The sequence below is a fragment of the Achromobacter sp. 1011791174 genome, from assembly GCF_059760925.1.
Genome location: NZ_JCBANH010000010.1, coordinates 48,325 through 68,515 on the forward strand (window position 1 = coordinate 48,325; position 20,191 = coordinate 68,515).

At 67.6% G+C, this 20,191-nt stretch carries 16 protein-coding genes; 6 read left to right on the forward strand and 10 right to left on the reverse strand.

All coding sequences use genetic code 11. The features are described from left to right. Window position 1: 1 nt before the first annotated feature. The 3 genes from gmhB to glyQ are packed head-to-tail and all read right to left on the reverse strand — an operon-like array spanning window position 2 to window position 3,594. Window positions 2-547, reverse strand: coding sequence for a D-glycero-beta-D-manno-heptose 1,7-bisphosphate 7-phosphatase (gmhB, locus tag AC6LJ5_RS05810; RefSeq protein WP_498140028.1), 546 nt, complete (start codon window positions 545-547; stop codon window positions 2-4). Next, entirely contained in the window at window positions 544-2,682 is a 2,139-nt protein-coding gene (gene glyS / locus AC6LJ5_RS05815; RefSeq protein ID WP_498140029.1) for a glycine--tRNA ligase subunit beta, read from the reverse strand. The genes gmhB and glyS overlap by 4 nt, the downstream gene beginning before the upstream one ends. Then, complete coding sequence (gene glyQ, locus AC6LJ5_RS05820) at window positions 2,683-3,594, reverse strand: glycine--tRNA ligase subunit alpha (protein WP_103272554.1); 912 nt, start codon at window positions 3,592-3,594, stop codon at window positions 2,683-2,685. 273 nt (window positions 3,595-3,867) lie between these two features. Between glyQ and AC6LJ5_RS05825 the strand changes: the two genes are divergently transcribed. Both AC6LJ5_RS05825 and AC6LJ5_RS05830 read left to right on the forward strand, forming a co-directional pair. After that, a complete protein-coding gene (locus AC6LJ5_RS05825; protein ID WP_392410710.1) occupies window positions 3,868-4,635 on the forward strand; it encodes a crotonase/enoyl-CoA hydratase family protein in 768 nt (255 codons plus the stop codon). Window positions 4,636-4,732: 97 nt separating this feature from the next. Then, window positions 4,733-6,256, forward strand: coding sequence for a fumarate hydratase (locus tag AC6LJ5_RS05830; protein ID WP_498140030.1), 1,524 nt, complete (start codon window positions 4,733-4,735; stop codon window positions 6,254-6,256). Window positions 6,257-6,437: 181 nt separating this feature from the next. Here the strand turns inward: AC6LJ5_RS05830 and AC6LJ5_RS05835 are convergent, their stop codons facing one another. The 4 genes from AC6LJ5_RS05835 to kdpF all read right to left on the reverse strand — a co-directional run bounded on the left by AC6LJ5_RS05835 (window position 6,438) and on the right by kdpF (window position 12,002). Next, on the reverse strand, window positions 6,438-8,741 hold the full coding sequence (locus AC6LJ5_RS05835; RefSeq protein ID WP_498140031.1) for a two-partner secretion domain-containing protein: 2,304 nt from the start codon (window positions 8,739-8,741) through the stop codon (window positions 6,438-6,440). 239 nt (window positions 8,742-8,980) lie between these two features. Beyond that, complete coding sequence (locus tag AC6LJ5_RS05840; protein ID WP_392410708.1) at window positions 8,981-9,979, reverse strand: LysR family transcriptional regulator; 999 nt, start codon at window positions 9,977-9,979, stop codon at window positions 8,981-8,983. Between the two features lie 137 nt (window positions 9,980-10,116). Beyond that, window positions 10,117-11,913, reverse strand: a complete 1,797-nt coding sequence (gene kdpA, locus AC6LJ5_RS05845) for a potassium-transporting ATPase subunit KdpA (protein WP_498140032.1) — start codon at window positions 11,911-11,913, stop codon at window positions 10,117-10,119. Beyond that, window positions 11,913-12,002 (reverse strand): K(+)-transporting ATPase subunit F, encoded by a 90-nt coding sequence (kdpF, locus tag AC6LJ5_RS05850; protein WP_103272882.1) that lies wholly within the window; start codon window positions 12,000-12,002, stop codon window positions 11,913-11,915. The genes kdpA and kdpF overlap by 1 nt, the downstream gene beginning before the upstream one ends. Before the next feature lie 743 nt (window positions 12,003-12,745). Here kdpF and AC6LJ5_RS05855 point away from each other — a divergent pair. Both AC6LJ5_RS05855 and AC6LJ5_RS05860 read left to right on the forward strand, forming a co-directional pair. Continuing rightward, window positions 12,746-13,018: a DUF4212 domain-containing protein gene (locus AC6LJ5_RS05855; protein WP_103272883.1), complete on the forward strand. Its 273-nt coding sequence runs from the start codon at window positions 12,746-12,748 to the stop codon at window positions 13,016-13,018. Beyond that, the gene (locus AC6LJ5_RS05860; protein WP_103272884.1) at window positions 13,018-15,108 is read left to right on the forward strand and encodes a sodium:solute symporter family protein; all 2,091 of its coding nucleotides are present in this window, start codon (window positions 13,018-13,020) and stop codon (window positions 15,106-15,108) included. The genes AC6LJ5_RS05855 and AC6LJ5_RS05860 overlap by 1 nt, the downstream gene beginning before the upstream one ends. 22 nt (window positions 15,109-15,130) lie before the next feature. Here the strand turns inward: AC6LJ5_RS05860 and AC6LJ5_RS05865 are convergent, their stop codons facing one another. The 3 genes from AC6LJ5_RS05865 to trxB are packed head-to-tail and all read right to left on the reverse strand — an operon-like array spanning window position 15,131 to window position 17,111. Next, window positions 15,131-15,460, reverse strand: coding sequence for a DMT family transporter (locus tag AC6LJ5_RS05865; protein WP_103272885.1), 330 nt, complete (start codon window positions 15,458-15,460; stop codon window positions 15,131-15,133). Then, window positions 15,457-16,140, reverse strand: a complete 684-nt coding sequence (locus AC6LJ5_RS05870) for a Smr/MutS family protein (protein WP_498140033.1) — start codon at window positions 16,138-16,140, stop codon at window positions 15,457-15,459. Before AC6LJ5_RS05870 ends, AC6LJ5_RS05865 begins: the two co-directional genes overlap by 4 nt. Continuing rightward, the gene (gene trxB / locus AC6LJ5_RS05875; RefSeq protein WP_498140034.1) at window positions 16,140-17,111 is read right to left on the reverse strand and encodes a thioredoxin-disulfide reductase; all 972 of its coding nucleotides are present in this window, start codon (window positions 17,109-17,111) and stop codon (window positions 16,140-16,142) included. The genes AC6LJ5_RS05870 and trxB overlap by 1 nt, the downstream gene beginning before the upstream one ends. Before the next feature lie 42 nt (window positions 17,112-17,153). On the opposite strand from trxB, the gene AC6LJ5_RS05880 reads away from it, so the two are divergent. Together AC6LJ5_RS05880 and lolA are read left to right on the forward strand one after the other, a co-directional pair. Continuing rightward, window positions 17,154-19,532, forward strand: coding sequence for a DNA translocase FtsK (locus AC6LJ5_RS05880; RefSeq protein WP_103272888.1), 2,379 nt, complete (start codon window positions 17,154-17,156; stop codon window positions 19,530-19,532). Then, the gene (lolA, locus tag AC6LJ5_RS05885; RefSeq protein ID WP_103272889.1) at window positions 19,532-20,167 is read left to right on the forward strand and encodes an outer membrane lipoprotein chaperone LolA; all 636 of its coding nucleotides are present in this window, start codon (window positions 19,532-19,534) and stop codon (window positions 20,165-20,167) included. Before AC6LJ5_RS05880 ends, lolA begins: the two co-directional genes overlap by 1 nt. Window positions 20,168-20,191 lie beyond the last annotated feature (24 nt).

A 20,191-nucleotide genomic window follows, 5' to 3' on the forward strand; every position in this document is an offset into this window, starting at 1 on the left:
GTCAGGCCTCTTTGTCTTGCAACAGCAGGTCGACCACGGCCGACAGGTCGTCGCAGATGCGCGTGCCGGGCGGCAGGCCGCCCTTGGCCTGCGTCTTCGCGCCGTTGCCGGTCAGCACCAGCCAGGGCGCGCAGCCGGCGGCCGACGAGGCCTGCAGGTCGCGCAGCGAATCGCCCACCGCCGGCACGTCGTTCAGGTTGGCGTCGTAGCGCGCGCCGATCTGCTCGAACATGCCGGGCAGCGGCTTGCGGCATACGCAGTTGTCGTCCGGCCCGTGCGGGCACAGGAAGACGGCGTCGATGCTGCCGCCGACGGCGGCCAGCTCGCGCCGCATCTTGGCGTGGATGGCGTTGAGCGTGTCCATGTCGAACAGGCCGCGCGCCAGTCCCGACTGGTTGGTGGCAACCACCACCTTCCAGCCGGCCTGGGTCAGCCGGGCGATGGCCTGCAGGCTGCCGGGCAGGGCGATCCATTCGTCGGGACTTTTGACGAAGGCGTCGCTGTCCTGATTGATGACGCCGTCGCGGTCGAGGATGATCAGTTTCACTGTGCCAGCCTGGAAATGTCAGCGACCTGGTTCATCAGGCCATGCAACTGGCCCAGCAGGGCCAGCCGGTTGGCGCGCACGGCCGGGTCCTCGGCCATGACCATGACGTCGGCGAAGAAGGCGTCCACCGGCTCGCGCGCCTGGGCCAGCGTGCGCAGGCTGGCGGCGAAGTCGCCGGTCGCGAACTGCGCCTCGGCCTGCGGGCGCAGCGTCGCGACCGAGGCGGCCAGCGCCTTTTCGGCGGGCTCGACCAGCGCGGTGTCGTTCACCTGGCCGATCTCGCCCTCGGCCTTCTTGAGCAGGTTGCCGATGCGCTTGTTGGCGGCGGCCAGGCTGGCGGCTTCGGGCATTTGCGCGAAGGCGGCCACGGCGCGCACGCGCTCGCCCACCTGATGCAGCGGCGGCGTCAGCGCGATCACGGCTTCGACCGCGTTGCGGTCGGAATCGGCGATCAGCTGGTTGCGGTAGCGTTCATAGATGAAGGCGCGCACCTCGGCCAGCGTGTCGGCGGGGATCTTGCCGGCAGGGAAGGTGCCAGCGGCCAGGTCGAGCAGGCCGTCCAGCGACAGCGGGCCGTCCTGGTTGATCTTCAGCCAGCCGCCGGCGGCCAGCTGCTCGAAGGCGCTGATCAGGCCCAGCGCGGCGCGGCGCAGGCCGAAGGGATCGCGCTCGCCGGTGGGCGCCAGGCCGATGGCCCAGATGCCGACCAGGGTTTCGGCGCGTTCGGCGATGAACAGCGTGGCGGCGGTCAGCGTGTCGGCGTTGACCGGGGCGTCGCAGCGGTTGCGGTACTGGGTGCGCAGCGCCTCGACCACGCTGGCCGGTTCGCCGTCGCCGGCCGCGTAGTACGCGCCCATGATGCCTTGCAGCTCGGGGAACTCGCCCACCATGTTCGAGCCCAGGTCGGCCTTGGCCAGCAGGGCGGCGCGGTCAGCGGCCGAGACGTCGCCGCCCAGCTGCTGCGCCACGCCCCGGGCGATGGCGCGCACGCGCTCGACGCGTTCGAGCTGGGTGCCCAGCTTGTTGTGGTAGACGATAGCGCCCAGCTGCTCGACGCGCGCGGCCAGCGGCGTCTTGCGGTCGGTGTTGAAGAAGAACTGCGCGTCGGCCAGGCGCGGGCGCACCACGCGCTGGTTGCCTTCGACGATGTTCACCGGATTGGCCGTGTGCATGTTGCTCACGATCAGGAAGCGGTGCGTCAGGCGGCCGCTGGCCGGGTCGAACAGCGGGAAGTACTTCTGGTTCAGGCGCATCGTCAGGATCAGGCATTCCTGCGGCACCTGCAGGAATTGTTCCTCGAACTCGCCCACGTAGACGGTGGGATGCTCGACCAGCGCGGTGACTTCGTCCAGCAGCGCGGCGACTTCCGGATCGTCGCCCAGCGTGGCGGACAGGCGGCCGGCGTGGTCCAGCAACTGGCGCTCGATGTCGGCGCGGCGGCCCTCGAACGAGGCCATGACGCGGCCCTTGTCGGCCAGCGTGGCGGCATAGGCGTCGGCGTCGGGTATCGCCACCGGGCCATTGCTCATGAAGCGGTGGCCCAGCGTTTCGCGGCCGGCGGCCAGGCCCAGCGCGGTCACGGGCACCACGTCGGCGCCGTGCAGCGCGATCAGGCCGTGGGCCGGACGCACGAACTTGACGGTGGTCACGCCGTCGGCCAGCTGATAGCGCATGACCTTGGGAATGGGCAGGCCGTCGATGGCGGCGGCGATGCCTTCCTGCAGGCCCGTGGCCAGCGCGGCGCCGGGGGCGGTGCCGCGGGCGACCAGGTAGTCCTGCTTGCCGTCGGATTCGCGTTCCAGCGTGGCCAGGTCGATGTTTTCCAGGCCCTTGGCGGCCAGCTTCTTTTGCAGCGCGGGCGTGGCCTGGCCGTCTTCGGTCAGGCCGATCTTCACCGGCATCAGCTTTTCGGCGTAGGCCTGGTCAGGGGCCTGGGCCAGCACGGCCGACAGGCGCACCGCCAGGCGGCGCGGCGTGGCATAGGCCTCTGTCGTGCAGCCATCGGCCAGCAGGCCATGGCGCGCCAGCGTGGCGCGCACGCCTTCGGCGTAAGCCTGGCCCAGCTTCTGCAGGGCCTTGGGCGGGAGTTCTTCGGTCAGCAGCTCGACCAGCAGGGGGCGGATGTTCGTCGTCATTTATGCAGTCTCCCCGGCGGCCTGGTCGCGATCCAGCATGGGAAAGCCCAGCCGCTCGCGGGAGTCGTAGTAAGCCTGGGCGACGGCGCGCGACAGGTTGCGGATGCGGCCGATGTAGGCGGCGCGTTCGGTCACGCTGATCGCGCCGCGCGCGTCCAGCATGTTGAAGGTGTGCGCGGCCTTCAGCGTGGCCTCGTAGGCCGGCAGGGCCAGCGGCACGTCCATCAGGCGCTTGGCCTCGGCTTCGTAGTCGTTGAAATGCGCGAACAGCATCTGGGCCGAGGAATGCTCGAAGTTGTAGGTGGACTGCTCCACTTCATTCTGGTGGAACACGTCGCGGTACAGCACGCGGCGGCCGTTGGCGCCTTCGGTCCAGACCAGGTCGTACACGCTCTGCACGTCCTGCAGGTACATGGCCAGGCGTTCCAGGCCATAGGTGATCTCGCCCGTGGTCGGCGTGCAATCCAGGCCGCCGACCTGCTGGAAATAGGTGAACTGGGTCACTTCCATGCCGTTGAGCCAGACTTCCCAGCCCAGGCCCCAGGCGCCGAGCGTGGGATTTTCCCAGTCGTCCTCGACGAAGCGGATGTCGTGCTCGGCCGGGTCGATGCCCAGCGCCTTCAGCGAGCCGATGTACAGGTCCAGGATTTCCGGGGGCGCGGGCTTGAGCACCACCTGGTATTGGTAATAGTGCTGCAGGCGGTTGGGGTTCTCGCCGTAGCGGCCGTCCTTGGGGCGGCGCGAGGGCTGCACATAGGCGGCGCGCCAGGGCTCCGGACCGATGGCGCGCAGGAAGGTGGCGGTGTGCGAGGTGCCGGCGCCGACTTCCATGTCGTAGGGTTGCAGCAGGGCGCAACCCTGCTTGTCCCAGTATTCCTGGAGCGTAAGGATGATTTGCTGAAAAGTGAGCATAGGATTCTTGGAAATCGGCCGCGGGGCAGGGACTGCCCATGGCGTGGCAAACCGGGCATTTTAACTGGCCCGGGGCAGGGCCGGGCGCGTGGGCGGGAATGGGGCCGGATCAGGCGCCGCCCGCTGGCCCCCGGGGACGGCGCGCGCCTGGCGGACACCCCGGCCGGGCGCGCCTGCGCCGGCAAACCAATGGTCGTATGATTCCGGCTTGTACCCAAGTCTTATATAAAACTGGAACTCGATTCCGGCAGACCCGAAAAAAGGAGTTGTCCCATGTCCGACCTGATCACGGTGGAAGTCACCGACGGCATCCAGATCATCACGATCAACCGTCCCGAGGCCAAGAACGCCATCAACCTGGAAACGGCGCAGGCCATGGCGGCGGCGCTGGATCAGCTCGATAGCCGCGACGACGTGCGCATCGGCATCCTGACGGGCGGCGGCGGCACCTTCTCGTCGGGCATGGATCTCAAGGCCTTCGCCAAGTCCGGCCAGCGTCCCTACGTCGAGGGCCGCGGCTTCGCCGGCCTGACCGAGCGCCCTCCCAAGAAGCCGCTGATCGCGGCCGTGGAAGGCTACGCCCTGGCTGGCGGCTGCGAAATGGCGCTGGCGTCCGACCTGATCGTGGCTGCCAGCAACGCCAAGTTCGGCCTGCCCGAGGTCAAGCGCGGCCTGGTGGCCGGCGCCGGCGGCATGCTGCGCCTGCCGCGCCGCCTGCCGTACCACATCGCCATGGAAGTGATCCTGACCGGCGACATGCTGCCCGCCGAGCGCGCCCATGCCTTCGGACTGGTCAACCGCCTGACCGAGCCGGGCGGCGCCCTGGCCGGCGCGCTGGAGCTGGCCCGCGCCATCGTCGAGAACGGCCCGCTGTCGGTGCAGACCGCCAAGAGCATCGTGTCCCAATCGGGCGACTGGTCGCAGGACGAGATGTTCGACCGCCAGCGTCCGCTGACCGCGCACATTTTCACCTCGGCCGACGCCAAGGAAGGCGCCACCGCCTTCGCCGAGAAGCGCAAGCCGGTTTGGCAAGGTAAATGAGCGCCCGGCAAGAACCATAAAATAGGCTAGTCCCTACGCGCGCGGCCGGTCGCCCCGGCCGCGTTTTCACGTTTTCCCTCTAGACAGCAAATTCGCCATGTCCGTCATCATCAAGGAAGAAGACCTGGTCCAGTCGATCGCCGACGGGATCCAGTTCATCAGCTACTACCATCCGGTGGACTACATCCGCCACCTGGCCCGCGCCTACGAGCGCGAGGAAAGCCCCGCCGCGCGCGACGCGATGGCGCAGATCCTGACCAACTCGCGCATGTGCGCCGAAGGCAAGCGTCCGCTGTGCCAGGACACCGGCATCGTCAACGTGTTCCTGAAGGTCGGCATGGACGTGCGCTTCGACACCAAGCGCAGCCTGCAGGAACTCTGTGACGAAGGCGTGCGCCGCGGCTACCTGAACCCGGACAATCCGCTGCGCGCCTCGGTGCTGGATGATCCGCTGTTCGCCCGCAAGAACACCCGCGACAACACGCCCTGTATCCTGCACGTCGACCTGGTCCCCGGTGACAAGGTCGACGTGCAGATCGCGTCCAAGGGCGGCGGTTCCGAGAACAAGACCAAGTTCGTCATGCTCAACCCCAGCGACTCGCTGGTGGACTGGGTGCTCAAGACCGTGCCGACCATGGGCGCGGGCTGGTGCCCGCCCGGCATGCTGGGCATCGGCGTCGGCGGCACCGCTGAAAAAGCCATGCTGATGGCCAAGCAGTCGTTGATGGAAGACATCGACATGTACGAACTGCTGGCGCGCGGCCCGCAGAACAAGCTGGAAGAGCTGCGCATCGAGCTGTACGAAAAGGTCAACGCGCTGGGCATCGGCGCCCAGGGCCTGGGCGGCCTGACCACGGTGCTGGACGTCAAGATCAACACCTTCCCGACCCACGCGGCTTCGAAGCCCGTGGCCATGATCCCGAACTGCGCCGCCACCCGCCACGCCCACTTCGTGCTGGATGGCTCGGGCCCGGCGCGCCTGGATCCGCCCTCGCTGTCCGAGTGGCCGGAAGTGCACTGGGCGCCGGACTACAACAAGTCCAAGCAGGTGGACCTGAACACGCTGACCAAGGAAGAAGTCGCCAGTTGGAAGCCAGGCCAGACCCTGCTGCTGTCGGGCAAGATGCTCACCGGCCGCGACGCCGCGCACAAGCGCATCCAGGACATGCTGGCCAAGGGCGAGCAACTGCCGGTGGACTTCACCAACCGCGTCATCTACTACGTGGGCCCGGTCGATCCGGTGCGCGACGAAGTGGTTGGCCCGGCCGGTCCCACCACCGCCACCCGCATGGACAAGTTCACCGAGATGATGCTGGCGCAGACCGGCCTGATCTCCATGATCGGCAAGTCCGAGCGCGGCCCGGTCGCCATCGAGGCGATCCGCAAGCACGGCTCGGCCTACCTCATGGCGGTGGGCGGCGCGGCCTACCTGGTGTCCAAGGCGATCCGCGAAGCCCGAGTGCTGGCCTTCGAGGACCTGGGCATGGAAGCCATCTACGAGTTCGATGTGAAGGACATGCCGGTGACCGTGGCGGTGGACGCCCAGGGCATTTCGGTCCACAACACCGGACCGAAGGAATGGCAGGCCAAGATCGGCAAGATCCCGGTCGCGGTGGCTTGACCGGCGGTTTCGCGTGAAGCCGCAAGCGTGAGGGTTCGCCCTCGTTCGCGGCGCGCCTGATGAGGCGCGGGCGGCTCAGGAACGACAAGGCCCCGGCCAGGAAACTGGCCGGGGCCTTGTTTCATCGGATCGGGCGCGGCGCGCTTGCGGGACCGATCCGTCTTTCCCTACCGGACCGCGCTCACGGGGCAGGGGTGTACGTCGCCTTCGAGTCCACGATGTCGCTGTCTACACCAACGTTCAGGCCCACGAGGATGTTGTGGTGCTTGCCGTTCGAAATGACGGGGCCGGAGGCTTCGGATCTGAGGATGCGACCGTCGGCGTTGAGGCCGACCAGCCCGCCGGCCAGGAAGTTGTTGGACCAGACCTCGCCCGTGGCCAGGGAATCGCTGATCTCGGCTCCGGCCGCGTTCACGCCAACCAGTCCGCCGGGGGCGGCGTCGTCACCTCGGACCGTCGCCCTGGCGATCGCGTGTTCGATGCGGGCACCCTTGGAGGAGTTCATGCCGGCCAGCCCGCCCAGGTTGCCGCCGTGATGATCGGCGGTGTTGCGATTGATGACCTCGCCGTCGAAGCTGACGTGTGAGATCAGGCCTCTGTTCTCGCCGACCAGCCCTCCGACGGCGTCGCTGTTCATGCTGGCGATCCGTCCCGAGGCGCGCACCTGCCTGATGACGCCCTGATTCTGGCCAGCCAGTCCGCCGATGGCGCGCGCGCCATGCTCGGATGCAATGTACAGATCCTTCAGGTCAAGATCGCGGACAGTGCCGCTTGAAACGCCAAACAGGCCCAGGTTGTCGGATGTAGAGGCTTGTCGAGACGCGTCGTGCTTGATGTAGAGGCCGTCGATGGCATTGCCCAGGCCCGCCAGGGTGCCGCGGAAGCTGTTGGCTTCATGCTGGCCCACCGGAAGAAAGCCGCGCCCCATGTTCCAGTTGCGCGTGTCGCTGGCGTCGATGTCATTGCCCAGCACGTAGTGGCCGGCCAGGTTGTTGTCCATCTCCTGGAGCTGGCGCGCATCCTGGATGACGGCATAGGTCTGCCCGTTCAGCGAGAATCCGGCGTCGGCGCCGGACAGTGTCACTTTCACGTCCTTGCCCAGGCGATAGTCGGCGTTCTCGCCATGCGCCAGCGCCAGGCTGGCTCGGCGTCCCCTGGCCTGGATGTCGGCCGCCAGCAGGATGTTGTCGCGGGCGGACAGGCTCAGCGTGTGGTCGTTGTTCCAGGCGACGGCCTCGTTCACCTGGAGGTCGGCTTGAGTGGATGCCAGCGACACGTTGTTGCGGCCCAGGTGGCGGGCCAGCGCGGCGGCGCTGACGCGGGTCTGGCCGGCCGCGGCGTCCGGCGCGACGGTGATACGGTTCGACTCCAGCGTCAGCCAGCCCGTGCGTCCGGGCGCTGATCGCGTGTCCACCTGGCTGGCGTCGGCCAGGCTCAGCTGCCCGCCGCTCAGCGTGATTCGGCCGCCGTTGCCCGCGCCCGCGGCGCGTGCGAGCAGGTCGCCGGTCACGGCCACCGTCTGGCCGTACAGCTGGATCTGGCCGGCATGGCCGGCATGCGCGCTGACGTCCAGCACGCCGCCGGCAGTGATCTTCGCGCCCTGGCCCACGGCCACGATGAGGCTGCCCTGTTTCGTCAGGGTCGCGGCCTCGATCAGGCCCTTGTCGTTCACCGCCGCGCGCAGCATGGCCTGCTCGGCCAGTGCCGGCGAAACCGACTGCGTTCCAAGGGCTTGCAGGGCCTGGCCATCGCGGGCCAGCGTGTCCAGCGCGGCTTCATCGATCTGCACGCTGAGCGCGCCGTTGCCGATGCGCGTCAGCGTGACCGCCTTGCCGGCGGCCATGGCGATGGTGCCGCCGGGCGCTTGCATGGTTCCCTGGTTGTCCACCTGCCCGCCGACCAGGGCGATGAAGCCGCCCGCCCTGGCATTCAGGCTGCCCTGGTTGACGACCCTGGCGGACTTGCCCTGGGTGGCATAGCGGTAGTCGCGTCCGCCCAGGAAGTCCCTGTTGCTCAGGGCGAGCGTCGAGGCGGCCAGCGCGCCCACGTTGATCTGCGAGTTCGGTCCGAACAGGATGCCGTTGGGGTTGACCAGGAAGACCTGGCCGTTCGCATTCAGCTGACCCAGGATCTGGCTGGCCGAGTTGCCGATCACGCGGTTCAGCGCCACGGCGGATGGGTACGGCTGCCGGAAAACGACCTGCTTGCCTTCGGCGATGTTGAAACTGTCCCAGTTGATGATCAGATGGGGTCCGCCTTGGGTGATGTGGCTGATTCCCCCGTTGTCGCCGGGAGCGCTGGACAAGTCGGCGGAGCCGAGTACGACCCTGCCGCCGTTGGGCAGCGTCGCGTCCGCATGCGCGGCGCCGCAGAGCAGCAGGGTGAGCGCCGCGCTGCCGTGCAGCGCCTTGCGCCAGGCCTTGCCGATGCGGCGCGTCCTGCCGGTGCGGCGCTTGGAGTGGGGAAGGGAATGGGGTGCATGCATGATCCGGAACTCCCGCGAGTGATTGGGCGGGCCACCGTAGCATGGGGGCGCGGCGAGATGCGCCGGACGCAGGCGATGCGCGATGAAATCTGATTTTTACCAATCCATCATCGTTGAAATGAAGATTCAGGATGTTCAGCGAGGATTGGTGTCCGAACCAGGATGCTGTTCACGAGTGGGTGCGCGGGTTGGCAAGCGTGTACCGGCGGGGTCGCCGGCGTGGCGGACCTTGCCGGTCGTCAGCGGGACTTGAGCGGCGTTTTCGTGGCACGCGCGGTCTTGGACGCAGGGCGCGCCCTGGCGGGCCTGGCTGGCGCGGTATCTGTCACCTGCGATGTGTCGCCGGACTCGTCGCGCGACTCCTGTATCTGCGCGATCAGCTCGCGCGCGCAGCCGGGCAGGGCGTCGATGTCGCGCAGCAGCAGCTTGCGCTCGCGCACCACCCAGGGTTCGTCCAGCTCGACCACGCGCAGGCCCTGGCTGGCGCCGTAGCGCCGTGCGGCCGAATCCGGAATCACGCCCACGCCGACGCCTGCCTGCACCATGCGGCAGATGGAATCGAAGCTGTAGAGCTGGATGCGCTGGGGCAGGCGCTGGCCGGCCATTTCCAGCTGTTCGCGCAGGAAGGCCACCAGCGTGGAGCCTTCGTGCATGGTGATGAAGGGATAGCTGACGGCCTCGGTCAGCTTGACCTTGGCGCGGTCCTGCAAGGGGTGGCCGTTGGGCGTCACCAGCACCAGGCGGTCGGTGCTGAAGTGGATGGCCTGCAATTCAGGCGCGTCCACCGGGCCGGCCACGATGCCCAGGTCGGTGGTGCCGTCGCGCACGCCGCGCACGATGTCGCGCGTCAGCCGCTCCTGCAGGTCCACGGTCACGCCCGGATGCCCGGCCAGGTAGCGGGCCAGCAGGTCGGGCATGAACTCGGTGACCGCCGTGGTGTTGGCGAAGATGCGGATATGGCCGGCGTCCCCGTCGGCCTGTTCCTGGAAGTCGTGCTTCAGGTGGTCCACCTGGCGCAGGATCACGCGCGCATGCTGCAGCAGGCGCTGGCCGGCGGGCGTGATCTCCACGCCCCGGCTGTCGCGGTACAGCAGGCGGGTATTGAGCTGGTTCTCCAGCGCCTTGATGCGCACGCTGACCGCGGCCAGCGACAGGTGGGCGCGCTTGGCCGCCTGCGTCAGGCTGGGGGATTCGGCGATGTGGATGAACAGGCGGAGGTCGGGCAGATCAAAGTGCATGCGCCATATTAGTGATGTGTGGCGTACTACGCCATCGGAGGTTTCTCGAGCGGGGCAGCGCGGAGCCGGCTTTGCCGGTCCGCGGCTGCGCCCCCTTGAGGGGGAAGCGCGCAGCGCTTCGGGGGTGGGCTTCATCATTAGCGGAGCAGGTGCTCGGCGACGGGGCCAAGCGCCAGCGCGGGCACGTAAGTCAGCGCGCCCACGAGCAGCACGGCGCCGATCAGCAGCACCACGAACAGCGGGCCGTGGGTCGGCATGCTGCCGGGGCCGGCGGGCAGGCGGCGCTTGGCGGCCAGCGAACCGGCCATCGCCAGCACGGCGACGATGATGGCGAAGCGGCCGAACCACATCGCCGCCCCCAGCAGCACGTTGTAGAAGGGCGTGTTGGCGGACAGGCCGGCGAAGGCGCTGCCGTTGTTGTTGGCCGCGGAGGTCAGGGCGTACAGGATTTCCGAGAAACCGTGGATGCCAGGATTGAGCACGCCCGCCTGGCCGGCGCTGACCGACACGGCCAGCGCGGTGCCGCCCAGCACCAGCAGCGGAGTGGCCAGGATGACGATGGACACCATCTTCATGTCGTAGGCCTCGATCTTCTTGCCCAGGTATTCCGGCGTGCGGCCGATCATCAGGCCGGCGATGAACACCGCCAGGACGGCGAAGGCCAGCATGCCGTACAGACCGGAGCCGACGCCTCCGTAGACCACCTCGCCCAACTGCATCTGCAGCATCGGCGTCACGCCGCCCATGGCGTTGAACGAGTCGTGCATGCCGTTGACCGCGCCGCAGGACGCCGCCGTGGTCACGGTGGCGAACAGCGAGGTGGCGGCGATGCCGAAGCGGGTTTCCTTGCCTTCCATGTTGCCGCCGGGCGAGAAGGCCGAGAGGGCGCTGTCCGCGCCGGCCTGCGCCGCCATCGGATTGGCCTGTTGCTCGAAATAGCCCACGTTGATCGCGAAAGCGACGAACAGCGCCGTCATCGCCGCCAGCACCGCGATGCCCTGCTTGCGGCTGCCGACCATCTCGCCGAACGAGAAGCACAGTGCGGCCGGGATGATCAGGATGGCCAGCATTTCCAGGAAGTTCGCCAGCGGCGTGGCGTTCTCATAGGGATGGGCCGAGTTGGCGTTGAAGAAGCCGCCGCCGTTGGTGCCCAGCAGCTTGATCGCTTCCTGCGAGGCCACCGGACCCATCGCCAGCGTCTGGGTCTGCGTGACCGCCGGGTCGGTGACCGGCTGGCCGGCCGCGTCCAGCACCGGCTGGCCCTGCGCGTCCACGCGCGGCTGGTCGTAGTGCAGCGCCTCGACGGTCTGCGCCTCGACATAGGGGCTGAAGTTCTGGATCACGCCCTGGCTGACCAGCGCCAGTGCCAGGATCAGCGACAGCGGCAGCAGCACATACAGCGTGCTGCGGACCATGTCGGTCCAGAAGTTGCCCAGCGTGGCGCTGCAATGGCGCGCCAGCCCGCGGATCAACGCGAACAGCACGGCGATGCCGGTCGCGGCGGACACGAAGTTCTGCACCGTGAGCGCCAGCATCTGCGTCAGGTAGCTCATGGTCGATTCGCCGCCGTAGCCCTGCCAGTTGGTGTTGGCGACGAAGCTGATGGCGGTGTTCAGCGCGGAATCGGGCGATACCGGGCCCATGCCGGCCGGGTTCAGCGGCAGCATGCCCTGCAGGCGTTGCAGGGCGTAGACGGCGATGATGCCGAGGATGTTGAAGGCCAGCACCGCCAGCGCGTAGCGCTTCCAGCCCATCTCGGCTTGCGGATCGATGCCGGACAGCCGGTAGATGACGCGTTCCAGCGGACGGCCCCAGGCGGTCCAGCGGGACTGCCCGTCCTCCATGGCGATGCGGATGTAGCGCCCGAGAAACGGCGCGAGGGCAAGCAGGACTGCGAGATAGAGCACGAGCAGTCCGATGTATTGGGCGTTCATCAGAACTTCTCCGGTTTGAACAGGGCGACCAGCAGGTACACGAACAGGGCGGCCGCGGTCAGGCCGCTGAGCCAGTAGAGCCAGCTCATGATTGGTCTCCCGATGACAGGGCTGCGCACAATCCCAGCAGGGCGTAAGTCAGCCCGGCCATGACGGCGAAGATGGCGATATAGATGGCATCCACGTTCTTTCCTCCCGGGAGCGATGCTCCCTGCGTGCGTCGGGCCATGCGCGGCAGAGGGGATGCGGGCCGCGCAGGCGCAATGACCAATCAGGACAGCGGCAGGTTACGGAGCGGGGGGTAAAAACGGGGTATAGCTTTGGCCGGCAGGTGTAAACGGGATATAAAAACGGCGCGGACCGCCCCGTGGCGGGGCGTGGCGGCCAGGCGCGCCCGGATGCGGGCGCGGTGGCGCCAGGATGGGGAAGGGCGGCGCAAATCGGGTTTTGCGGCAAGGCCGTAAATGGACGCCGACTCGCGGGCATCCGGGAAAAATCCCAAAGGTTGGGACGAGCTGGGTGATTTGCACCATTGTGGTGCCAGTTATATGTAAATGAATGCGCCGAATTAGGGCATTCCCCTAGTGTGACAATCCCGCGTCTGGTGCAGAATCTCGTCCCATGCAGGTGAGGAGACAAGCCCTGCATCATGGGCACGAGACCGGCGGCACCGGTACATAAAAAAAGTAAAGCAGTATCAAAAAAAGCAAAACGCACAACGGCTGGCACCAGGCAGTGCCGGCCGTTGTCGCTTAAAGCGTCCGGAAATGCTTGCTCCGGCGCGGCGGGCGCCGCGTTTCGCGATATTCAGGCCAGGTTGTCAAAAATCGCTATGCCCGAATCCCGCGTTCCCTCCGCATCCCCCTCCCGTTCCTATTGGCGCCGCAACTTGCGCCTGATCGCGCTATTGCTCGCGCTCTGGGCCGGGCTGACCTTCATCCCCTCGTATTTCGCCCGCGGCCTGTCCTTCGACTTCCTCAACTGGCCATTCTCGTACTGGATGGCGGCCTATGGCGCGCCGCTGGCCTACCTGATCATCATCGCGGTCTACGCCGGGGTCATGAACCGCGCCGACCGGCGCGCCGAGCTTGAGGGGGACCGCTGATGCCGTTTTTCAGCGGGGACACCCCGCAGGAATTCAGCCTGCGGCTGCGGCGCATCTATGTCCTGTACACGGCCGGTTTCGCGCTGCTGATCCTGCTGATGGCGCTGGCCGAGATCCTGGGCATGCCGCGCAACTGGATCGGCTATGTCTTCCTGCTGGTGACGGTGAGCCTGTACGCCGGCATCGGCATCGTCTGTCGCACCTCCGACCAGGTCGAGTACTACGTCGCCGGACGGCGCGTGCCGGCCATCTACAACGGCATGGCCACGGCGGCCGACTGGATGTCGGTGGCGTCCTTCATCGGCGTGGCGGGCACGCTCTACCTGACCGGCTACGGCGGGCTGGCCTACATCATGGGCTGGACTGGCGGCTACGTGCTGGTGGCCATGCTGCTGGCGCCCTACCTGCGCCGCTTCGGCCAGTACACCATCCCCGATTTCATGGGCGCGCGCTACGGCGGCAACCTGCCGCGCCTGGCCGGCGTGGCCTGCGCCATCCTGTGTTCCTTCACCTATCTGGTCGCGCAGATTTACGGCGTGGGCATCATCACCACCCGCATGACCGGCATCTCGTTCGAGCTGGGCATCTTCGTGGCGCTGGGGGGCATGCTGGTCTGTTCCTTCCTGGGCGGCATGCGGGCGGTGACCTGGACCCAGGTCGGGCAGTACATCATCCTGGTGATCGCCTATCTGGTGCCGGTGGTGTGGCTGTCGGTCAAGCACACCGGATCGCCCGTGCCGCAGGTCTCGGCCGGCATCGTGTTGCAGCAGGTGGCCGAGAAGGAAAGCTATCTGCTGAACGATACCGGCGAGATCGAGGTGCGGCGCATCTGGCAGGAGCGGGCCGACGAGATGGGCCAGCGCATCGCCGCGCTGCCCGAGTCCTGGACGCTGGAGAAGGACAAGCTGCGCAGCCGGCTGGCCCAGCTCAACGCCACCGACGCGCCCATGGTGGAGATCCGTTCGCTGGAGCGTGAGCTGGCGTCCTATCCGCCGAATGCCGAGGAGGCGCGCGCGGCCTGGTCGCAGTCCAAGGCCCTGTTCGAGGCGCGCGCCGCGCCGCCCACGCCGCATGCCGAGCCGTTTCCGGCCAAGGACGCGGAAGAGCGCAGCAACATGCGCACCAATTTCCTGGCGCTGGTGCTGTGCCTGATGCTGGGCACCGCCGGCATGCCGCACATCCTGATGCGCTCATACACCACGCCCTCGGTGAGCGAGGCGCGGCGTTCCGTGTGCTGGTCCCTGCTGTTCATCCTGCTGCTGTATTTCATGGCGCCGGCGCTGGCCCTGCTGGTGAAGTACGAGGTCTACACGCAGGTGGTCGGCTCCAACTTCCTCAGCCTGCCCAACTGGGTGCACGCCTGGAGCGCGGTCGACAGCAACCTGCTGGACGTGACCGACATCAACCGCGACGGCATCGTGCAGCTGGGCGAGATCAGCATGGGGGCGGATGTGGTGGTGCTGGCCATGCCGGAGATCGGCGGGCTGCCCTATGTGATTTCCGGGCTGGTGGCCGCCGGCGGGCTGGCCGCCGCGCTGTCCACCGCCGACGGCCTGCTGCTGACCCTGTCGAACTCGCTGTCGCACGATATGTGGTATCGGGTGGTGTCGCCGCGCATGCCGGCGGCGCGGCGCGTGATGGCGTCCAAGATCCTGCTGCTGGCGGTGGCGTTCGGCGCGGCCTGGGTCGCGGCGCGCAAGCCGGCCGACATCCTGTTCATGGTGTCCGCCGCCTTCTCCTTCGCCGCCTCGTCTTTCTTCCCGGCATTGGTCATGGGCGTGTTCTGGCGGCGAGCGAACAAGTGGGGGGCGACGCTGGGCATGGCGGCGGGGCTGCTGGTCACGTTCTCCTACATGACACACACCCAGCCCTGGCTGCGCGAATGGGTGCTGGGCATCTCGCGCAGCGAGCCGATCACGCTGTGGTGGGGCATTCAGCCCATCGCCGCCGGCGTGTTCGGCGCGCCGGTGGCCTTCCTGACCATCATCGTGGTGTCGCTGCTGACCCCGCCGCCCGACCGCGCCACGCTGGCGCTGGTCGATTACCTGCGCCAGCCGGGCGGGGGCGCGCCGCCGGCCGCGAACAGCTAGCTCGGGGAGGCTGCTGTGGGGCTCAGTGGGAAACGGACTTCGAGAAGACGTTCATCACCACCACGCCGGCGATGATGAGGCCCATGCCGATCATCGCCGGCGCGTCCAGGTGCTGCTTGAAGAGCAGCGCGCTGACGATGGAGATGAGCACGATGCCCACGCCCGACCAGATCGCGTAGGCGATGCCGACCGGCACCTCGCGCAGCGTCAGCGACAGGAAATAGAACGACACCACGTAGCCGAGCGTCGTCACCACCGACGGCAGCAGCCGCGTGAAGCCATCGGAGCTTTTCAGGGCGCTGGTGGCGACGATCTCGGCCAGGATGGCCACGGCCAGGTACAGCCATTTCATTTGCGGGCTCCTTCGGCCTGGCGCAGCAGCACCAGCAGGGCGCCGGCGCCGCCTTCGCGCTCGGGCGCCTCGGAAAACGCCAGCACCTCGTTCTTCTGCACCAGCCAGGTGCGGGCCTTGTCCTTGAGCACCGGCTCCAGCCCCTGCGAGCCGTAGCCCTTGCCGTGCACGATGCGCACGCAGCGGATGCCGTGTTCCTGGCATTCATCCAGGAAGGACAGCAGGGCGTGGCGGGCCTGTTCCACGCGCAGGCCGTGCAGGTCGAGTTCGGCGCCCGCGCGCCACTGGCCGCGACGCAGGTTGCGCGCCGTGTCGGGCGCGGCGTCGCCGCGCACGAAGGCGGTGCCGCCTTCGGACAGCAGGTGGATGACTTCGCCGCCGTCGGACACGCCGGCGTCGGCGCGGGTCGGGGTCTCGCCCAGCGCGTTGGCGCGGCGCAGGGCCGGCGCGGGCGTGGCCACGGGCTTGTGCTCGACGCGGGCGTCGCGCCTGATCGGGGTGACGGACCGCAGGCTGCGCCGCAGCGCCTCGGCATCGTCGGCGGGATTGGCGGACTCGGCCGCCGGCTTGCGCGCGGCAGCCGCGACCGAGGCGCGGGCCAGCGTGGCGCGCTGGCGCTCGGCCTCCAGGTCCTTCTTCAGGCGCTTCAGGTCGGCCAGGCCGACTTTGCTGCCTTTCATTACTGGCCTTCGCTCTCCAGCCAGCGCTGGGCATCCAGCGCGGCCATGCAGCCGGTGCCGGCGCTGGTGATGGCCTGGCGGTAGACGTGGTCCTGCACGTCGCCGGCGGCGAACACGCCGGGCACCGAGGTCATGGTGGCCATGCCGGACAGGCCGCTCTTGGTGACGATGTAGCCGTCCTTCATTTCCAGCTGGCCCTGGAAGATGCTGGTGTTGGGCTGGTGGCCGATGGCGATGAAAGCGCCGGTGACCTTCAGGTCCTCGGTGGCGCCGGTGTCGACGTGGCGCACGCGCACGCCGGTCACGCCGCTGTCGTCGCCCAGCACTTTTTCCAGCGTATGGAAGACCTTGAGCTCCATGTTGCCGTTCTCGACCTTGGACATCAGCTTGTCTACCAGGATGGGCTCGGCGCGGAACTTGTCGCGGCGGTGGATCAGGGTGACTTTGCGGCAGATGTTCGACAGGTACAGGGCTTCCTCGACGGCGGTGTTGCCGCCGCCCACCACGACCACGTCCTGGTTGCGGTAGAAGAAGCCGTCGCAGGTGGCGCAGCCCGACACGCCGCGGCCCATGAAGGACGCTTCGGACGGCAGGCCCAGGTACTTGGCCGAGGCGCCGGTGGCGATGATGAGCGCGTCGCAGGTGTAGACCTTGCCGCCGTCGCCGTTCAGCGTGAACGGGCGCTTGGACAGGTCGACGCTGGCGATGTGGTCGAACAGCATTTCGGTGTTGAAGCGTTCGGCGTGCTTCTGGAAGCGCTGCATCAGGTCCGGACCCTGCACGCCGTCGGCGTCCGCCGGCCAGTTGTCGACGTCGGTCGTCGTCATGAGCTGGCCGCCCTGGGCCAGACCTGTAACAAGTACGGGGTTCAGATTGGCGCGCGCGGCATAGACGGCGGCCGTGTAACCGGCGGGGCCGGAACCAAGTATCAAAACTTTAGCGTGCTTGGGCGTGGAGGTAGGCGTGGACATGGGCAGGTATCTTTAGATTGACGCCCAATTATAATGAGCCGCATGCCGCGTATCTCGAATGCCACTCCACGCGCCTCGCGCAATACCCGCAACGGACCTTCCCCGCTGCAGACACGACTATCCTCGCTGCTGCGCGAGGCCCGTTGGATCCTCTTTGCCGCCCTGGCGGCCTGGCTGACCCTGGTGCTGGCCACCTGGAACGCCGCCGACCCCGGCTGGTCGCACTCGGTGCCCGCCGGCGCGGTGCACAACCGCGGCGGCATGTTGGGCGCCTATCTGGCCGACATCCTGCTCTATCTGTTCGGATTTTCCGCCTGGTGGTGGGTGGTGTTGCTTTTGCACCGCGTCCGGGCCGGTTATCGCCGCCTGGCCAGCCAACTTAAAGTTACCAATAGTAAGCAACCCGAAGTCCTGCCCCGCGTTCACTGGGAAGAGGGCATCGGCTTCTTCCTGCTGATGGTCGGTTCGCTCGGCATGGAGGCCCTGCGCCTGCCCAGCCGTGGCATGCACCTGCCCGGCGCGTCCGAGCACGCCAGCGGCGCGGGCGGCGTCATCGGCCATACGCTGGCCGACCTGATCGGCCGCAGCATCGGCTTCACCGGCAGCACGCTGGCCTTCCTGGTCATGCTGGCCATCGGCCTGAGCCTGTTCTTCTCGTTCTCCTGGCTGAACATCGCCGAGCGGGTCGGCGCCTGGATCGAAGGCATGGTGTTTCGCGTGCGCAGCTCCTATGCCGCGCGCGAGGACCGCAAGGTCGGCGAAGTGGCCAAGGCCGTGCGCACCGAGCAGGTGGTGGCCAAGCAGGAAAAGCTGGTCCACGAGCAGCCTGTGCGCATCGAGCCCGCCATCACCGTGGTGCCTAAGTCCGAGCGCGTGGAAAAGGAAAAGCAGCAGTCGCTGTTCTTCGCCCCGCCGCCGGGCGCCGAGGGCGACCTGCCCGCCATCAGCCTGCTCGACCCGCCGCCGCCCAACCAGGAAACCGTGTCGGCCGAGACCATCGAATTCACCTCGCGCCTGATCGAAAAGAAGCTGGCCGACTTCGGCGTGTCCGTCACCGTGGTGGCGGCGCAGGCGGGCCCTGTCATCACGCGCTACGAAATCGAGCCGGCCACTGGCGTCAAGGGTAGCCAGATCGTCAACCTGGCCAAGGACCTGGCGCGCGCGCTCAGCCTGGTCAGCATCCGGGTGGTGGAAACCATACCCGGCAAGAACCTGATGGGCCTGGAACTGCCCAACCCGCGCCGCCAGATGGTCAAGCTGTCGGAAATCCTGGGTTCGCAGACCTACCACGCCAGCCACTCGGTGGTGACGATGGCGCTGGGCAAGGACATCGCCGGCAATCCGGTGGTGGCCGACCTGGCCAAGATGCCTCACCTGCTGGTGGCCGGCACCACCGGCTCCGGCAAGTCGGTCGGGATCAACGCCATGATCCTGTCGCTCCTGTACAAGGCCGACGCCTCGCACACCCGTCTGATCCTGATCGATCCGAAGATGCTCGAAATGAGCGTCTACGAAGGCATTCCGCACCTGCTGGCGCCGGTGGTCACGGACATGCGCCAGGCCGGCAACGCGCTGAACTGGTGCGTGGGCGAAATGGAAAAGCGCTACCGCCTGATGAGCAAGATGGGCGTGCGCAACCTGGCCGGCTACAACACCAAGATCCGCGACGCCATCAAGCGCGAGGAACCCATCCCCAATCCGTTCTCGCTGACGCCCGACCAGCCCGAGCCGCTGGCGCCGCTTCCCACCATCGTGGTGGTCATCGACGAGCTGGCCGACCTGATGATGGTGGTGGGCAAGAAGATCGAAGAGCTGATCGCGCGCCTGGCGCAGAAGGCGCGCGCCGCTGGCATCCACCTGATCCTGGCCACCCAGCGCCCCAGCGTGGACGTGATCACCGGCCTGATCAAGGCCAACATCCCGACCCGCATCGCCTTTCAGGTCTCGTCCAAGATCGACTCGCGCACCATTCTCGACCAGATGGGCGCGGAAACCCTGCTGGGCCAGGGCGACATGCTCTACATGCCGCCGGGCACCGGCCTGCCGGTGCGCGTGCACGGCGCCTTTGTCAGCGACGATGAAGTCCACCGCGTGGTCGAGAGCCTGAAGGCCCAGGGCGAGCCGAACTACATTGAAGGCCTGCTCGAGGGCGGCCTGGATGGCGACGGCGCGGAAGGCGCGGGCAGCGTCACCGGCATCGGTGGCGACGCCGAGTCGGACCCCATGTACGACCAGGCCTGCGAAGTGGTGCTCAAGCACCGCCGCGCGTCCATTTCGCTGGTGCAGCGCCATCTGCGGATTGGTTACAACCGCGCGGCCCGGTTACTGGAGCAGATGGAGCAATCGGGTATGGTGTCGGCGATGCAGTCCAATGGCAACCGGGACATCCTGGTGCCGGCCGCAGCCCGAGAGGAAGCATGATGAAGATGTTCCAAGGCCTGGCCGCCGCGGCGGCCCTGTGCATGGCTTCGATCCTGGCATCCGCGCCCGCCGCGGCCGCCAGCGCGCAGGAGCAGCTGCGCGATTTCGTCGGCAAGGTGAACGGGGCCACCGGCTCGTTCTCGCAATACACGGTGAACGCCCAGGGCCGCACCCAGCCGGCGCAAACCGGCACGTTCTCGTTCCAGCGCCCCGGCAAGTTCAAGTGGGCGGTGCAGAAGCCCTACGAGCAGCTGGTGATCTCGGATGGCGCCAAGGTCTATCAGTACGATCCGGACCTGCTGCAAGTGACCGAACGCAAGGTCGACGCGGCCATCGGCACCTCGCCCGCCGCGATCCTGTTCGGCTCGGGCTCGCTGGAGCAGTCGTTCGAGGTGTCGGCGCTGCCGTCCAAGGACGGCCTGGACTGGCTGCGCGCCAAGCCGCGCAACGCCGACGCCGGTTTTTCGCGCGTGGATATCGGTTTGAAGGACAACCTGCCGGCGCGCGTCGAGCTGCTGGATTCCTTCGGCCAGACGACGCGGGTGGACCTGTCGGGCATAACCCCGAATCCGTCCATCGGCGCCAAGGAATTCCAGTTCACCGCGCCCAAGGGCGTGGATGTGGTCAAGATGTAGGCAGGTTTTCCTTCGCCACGATCA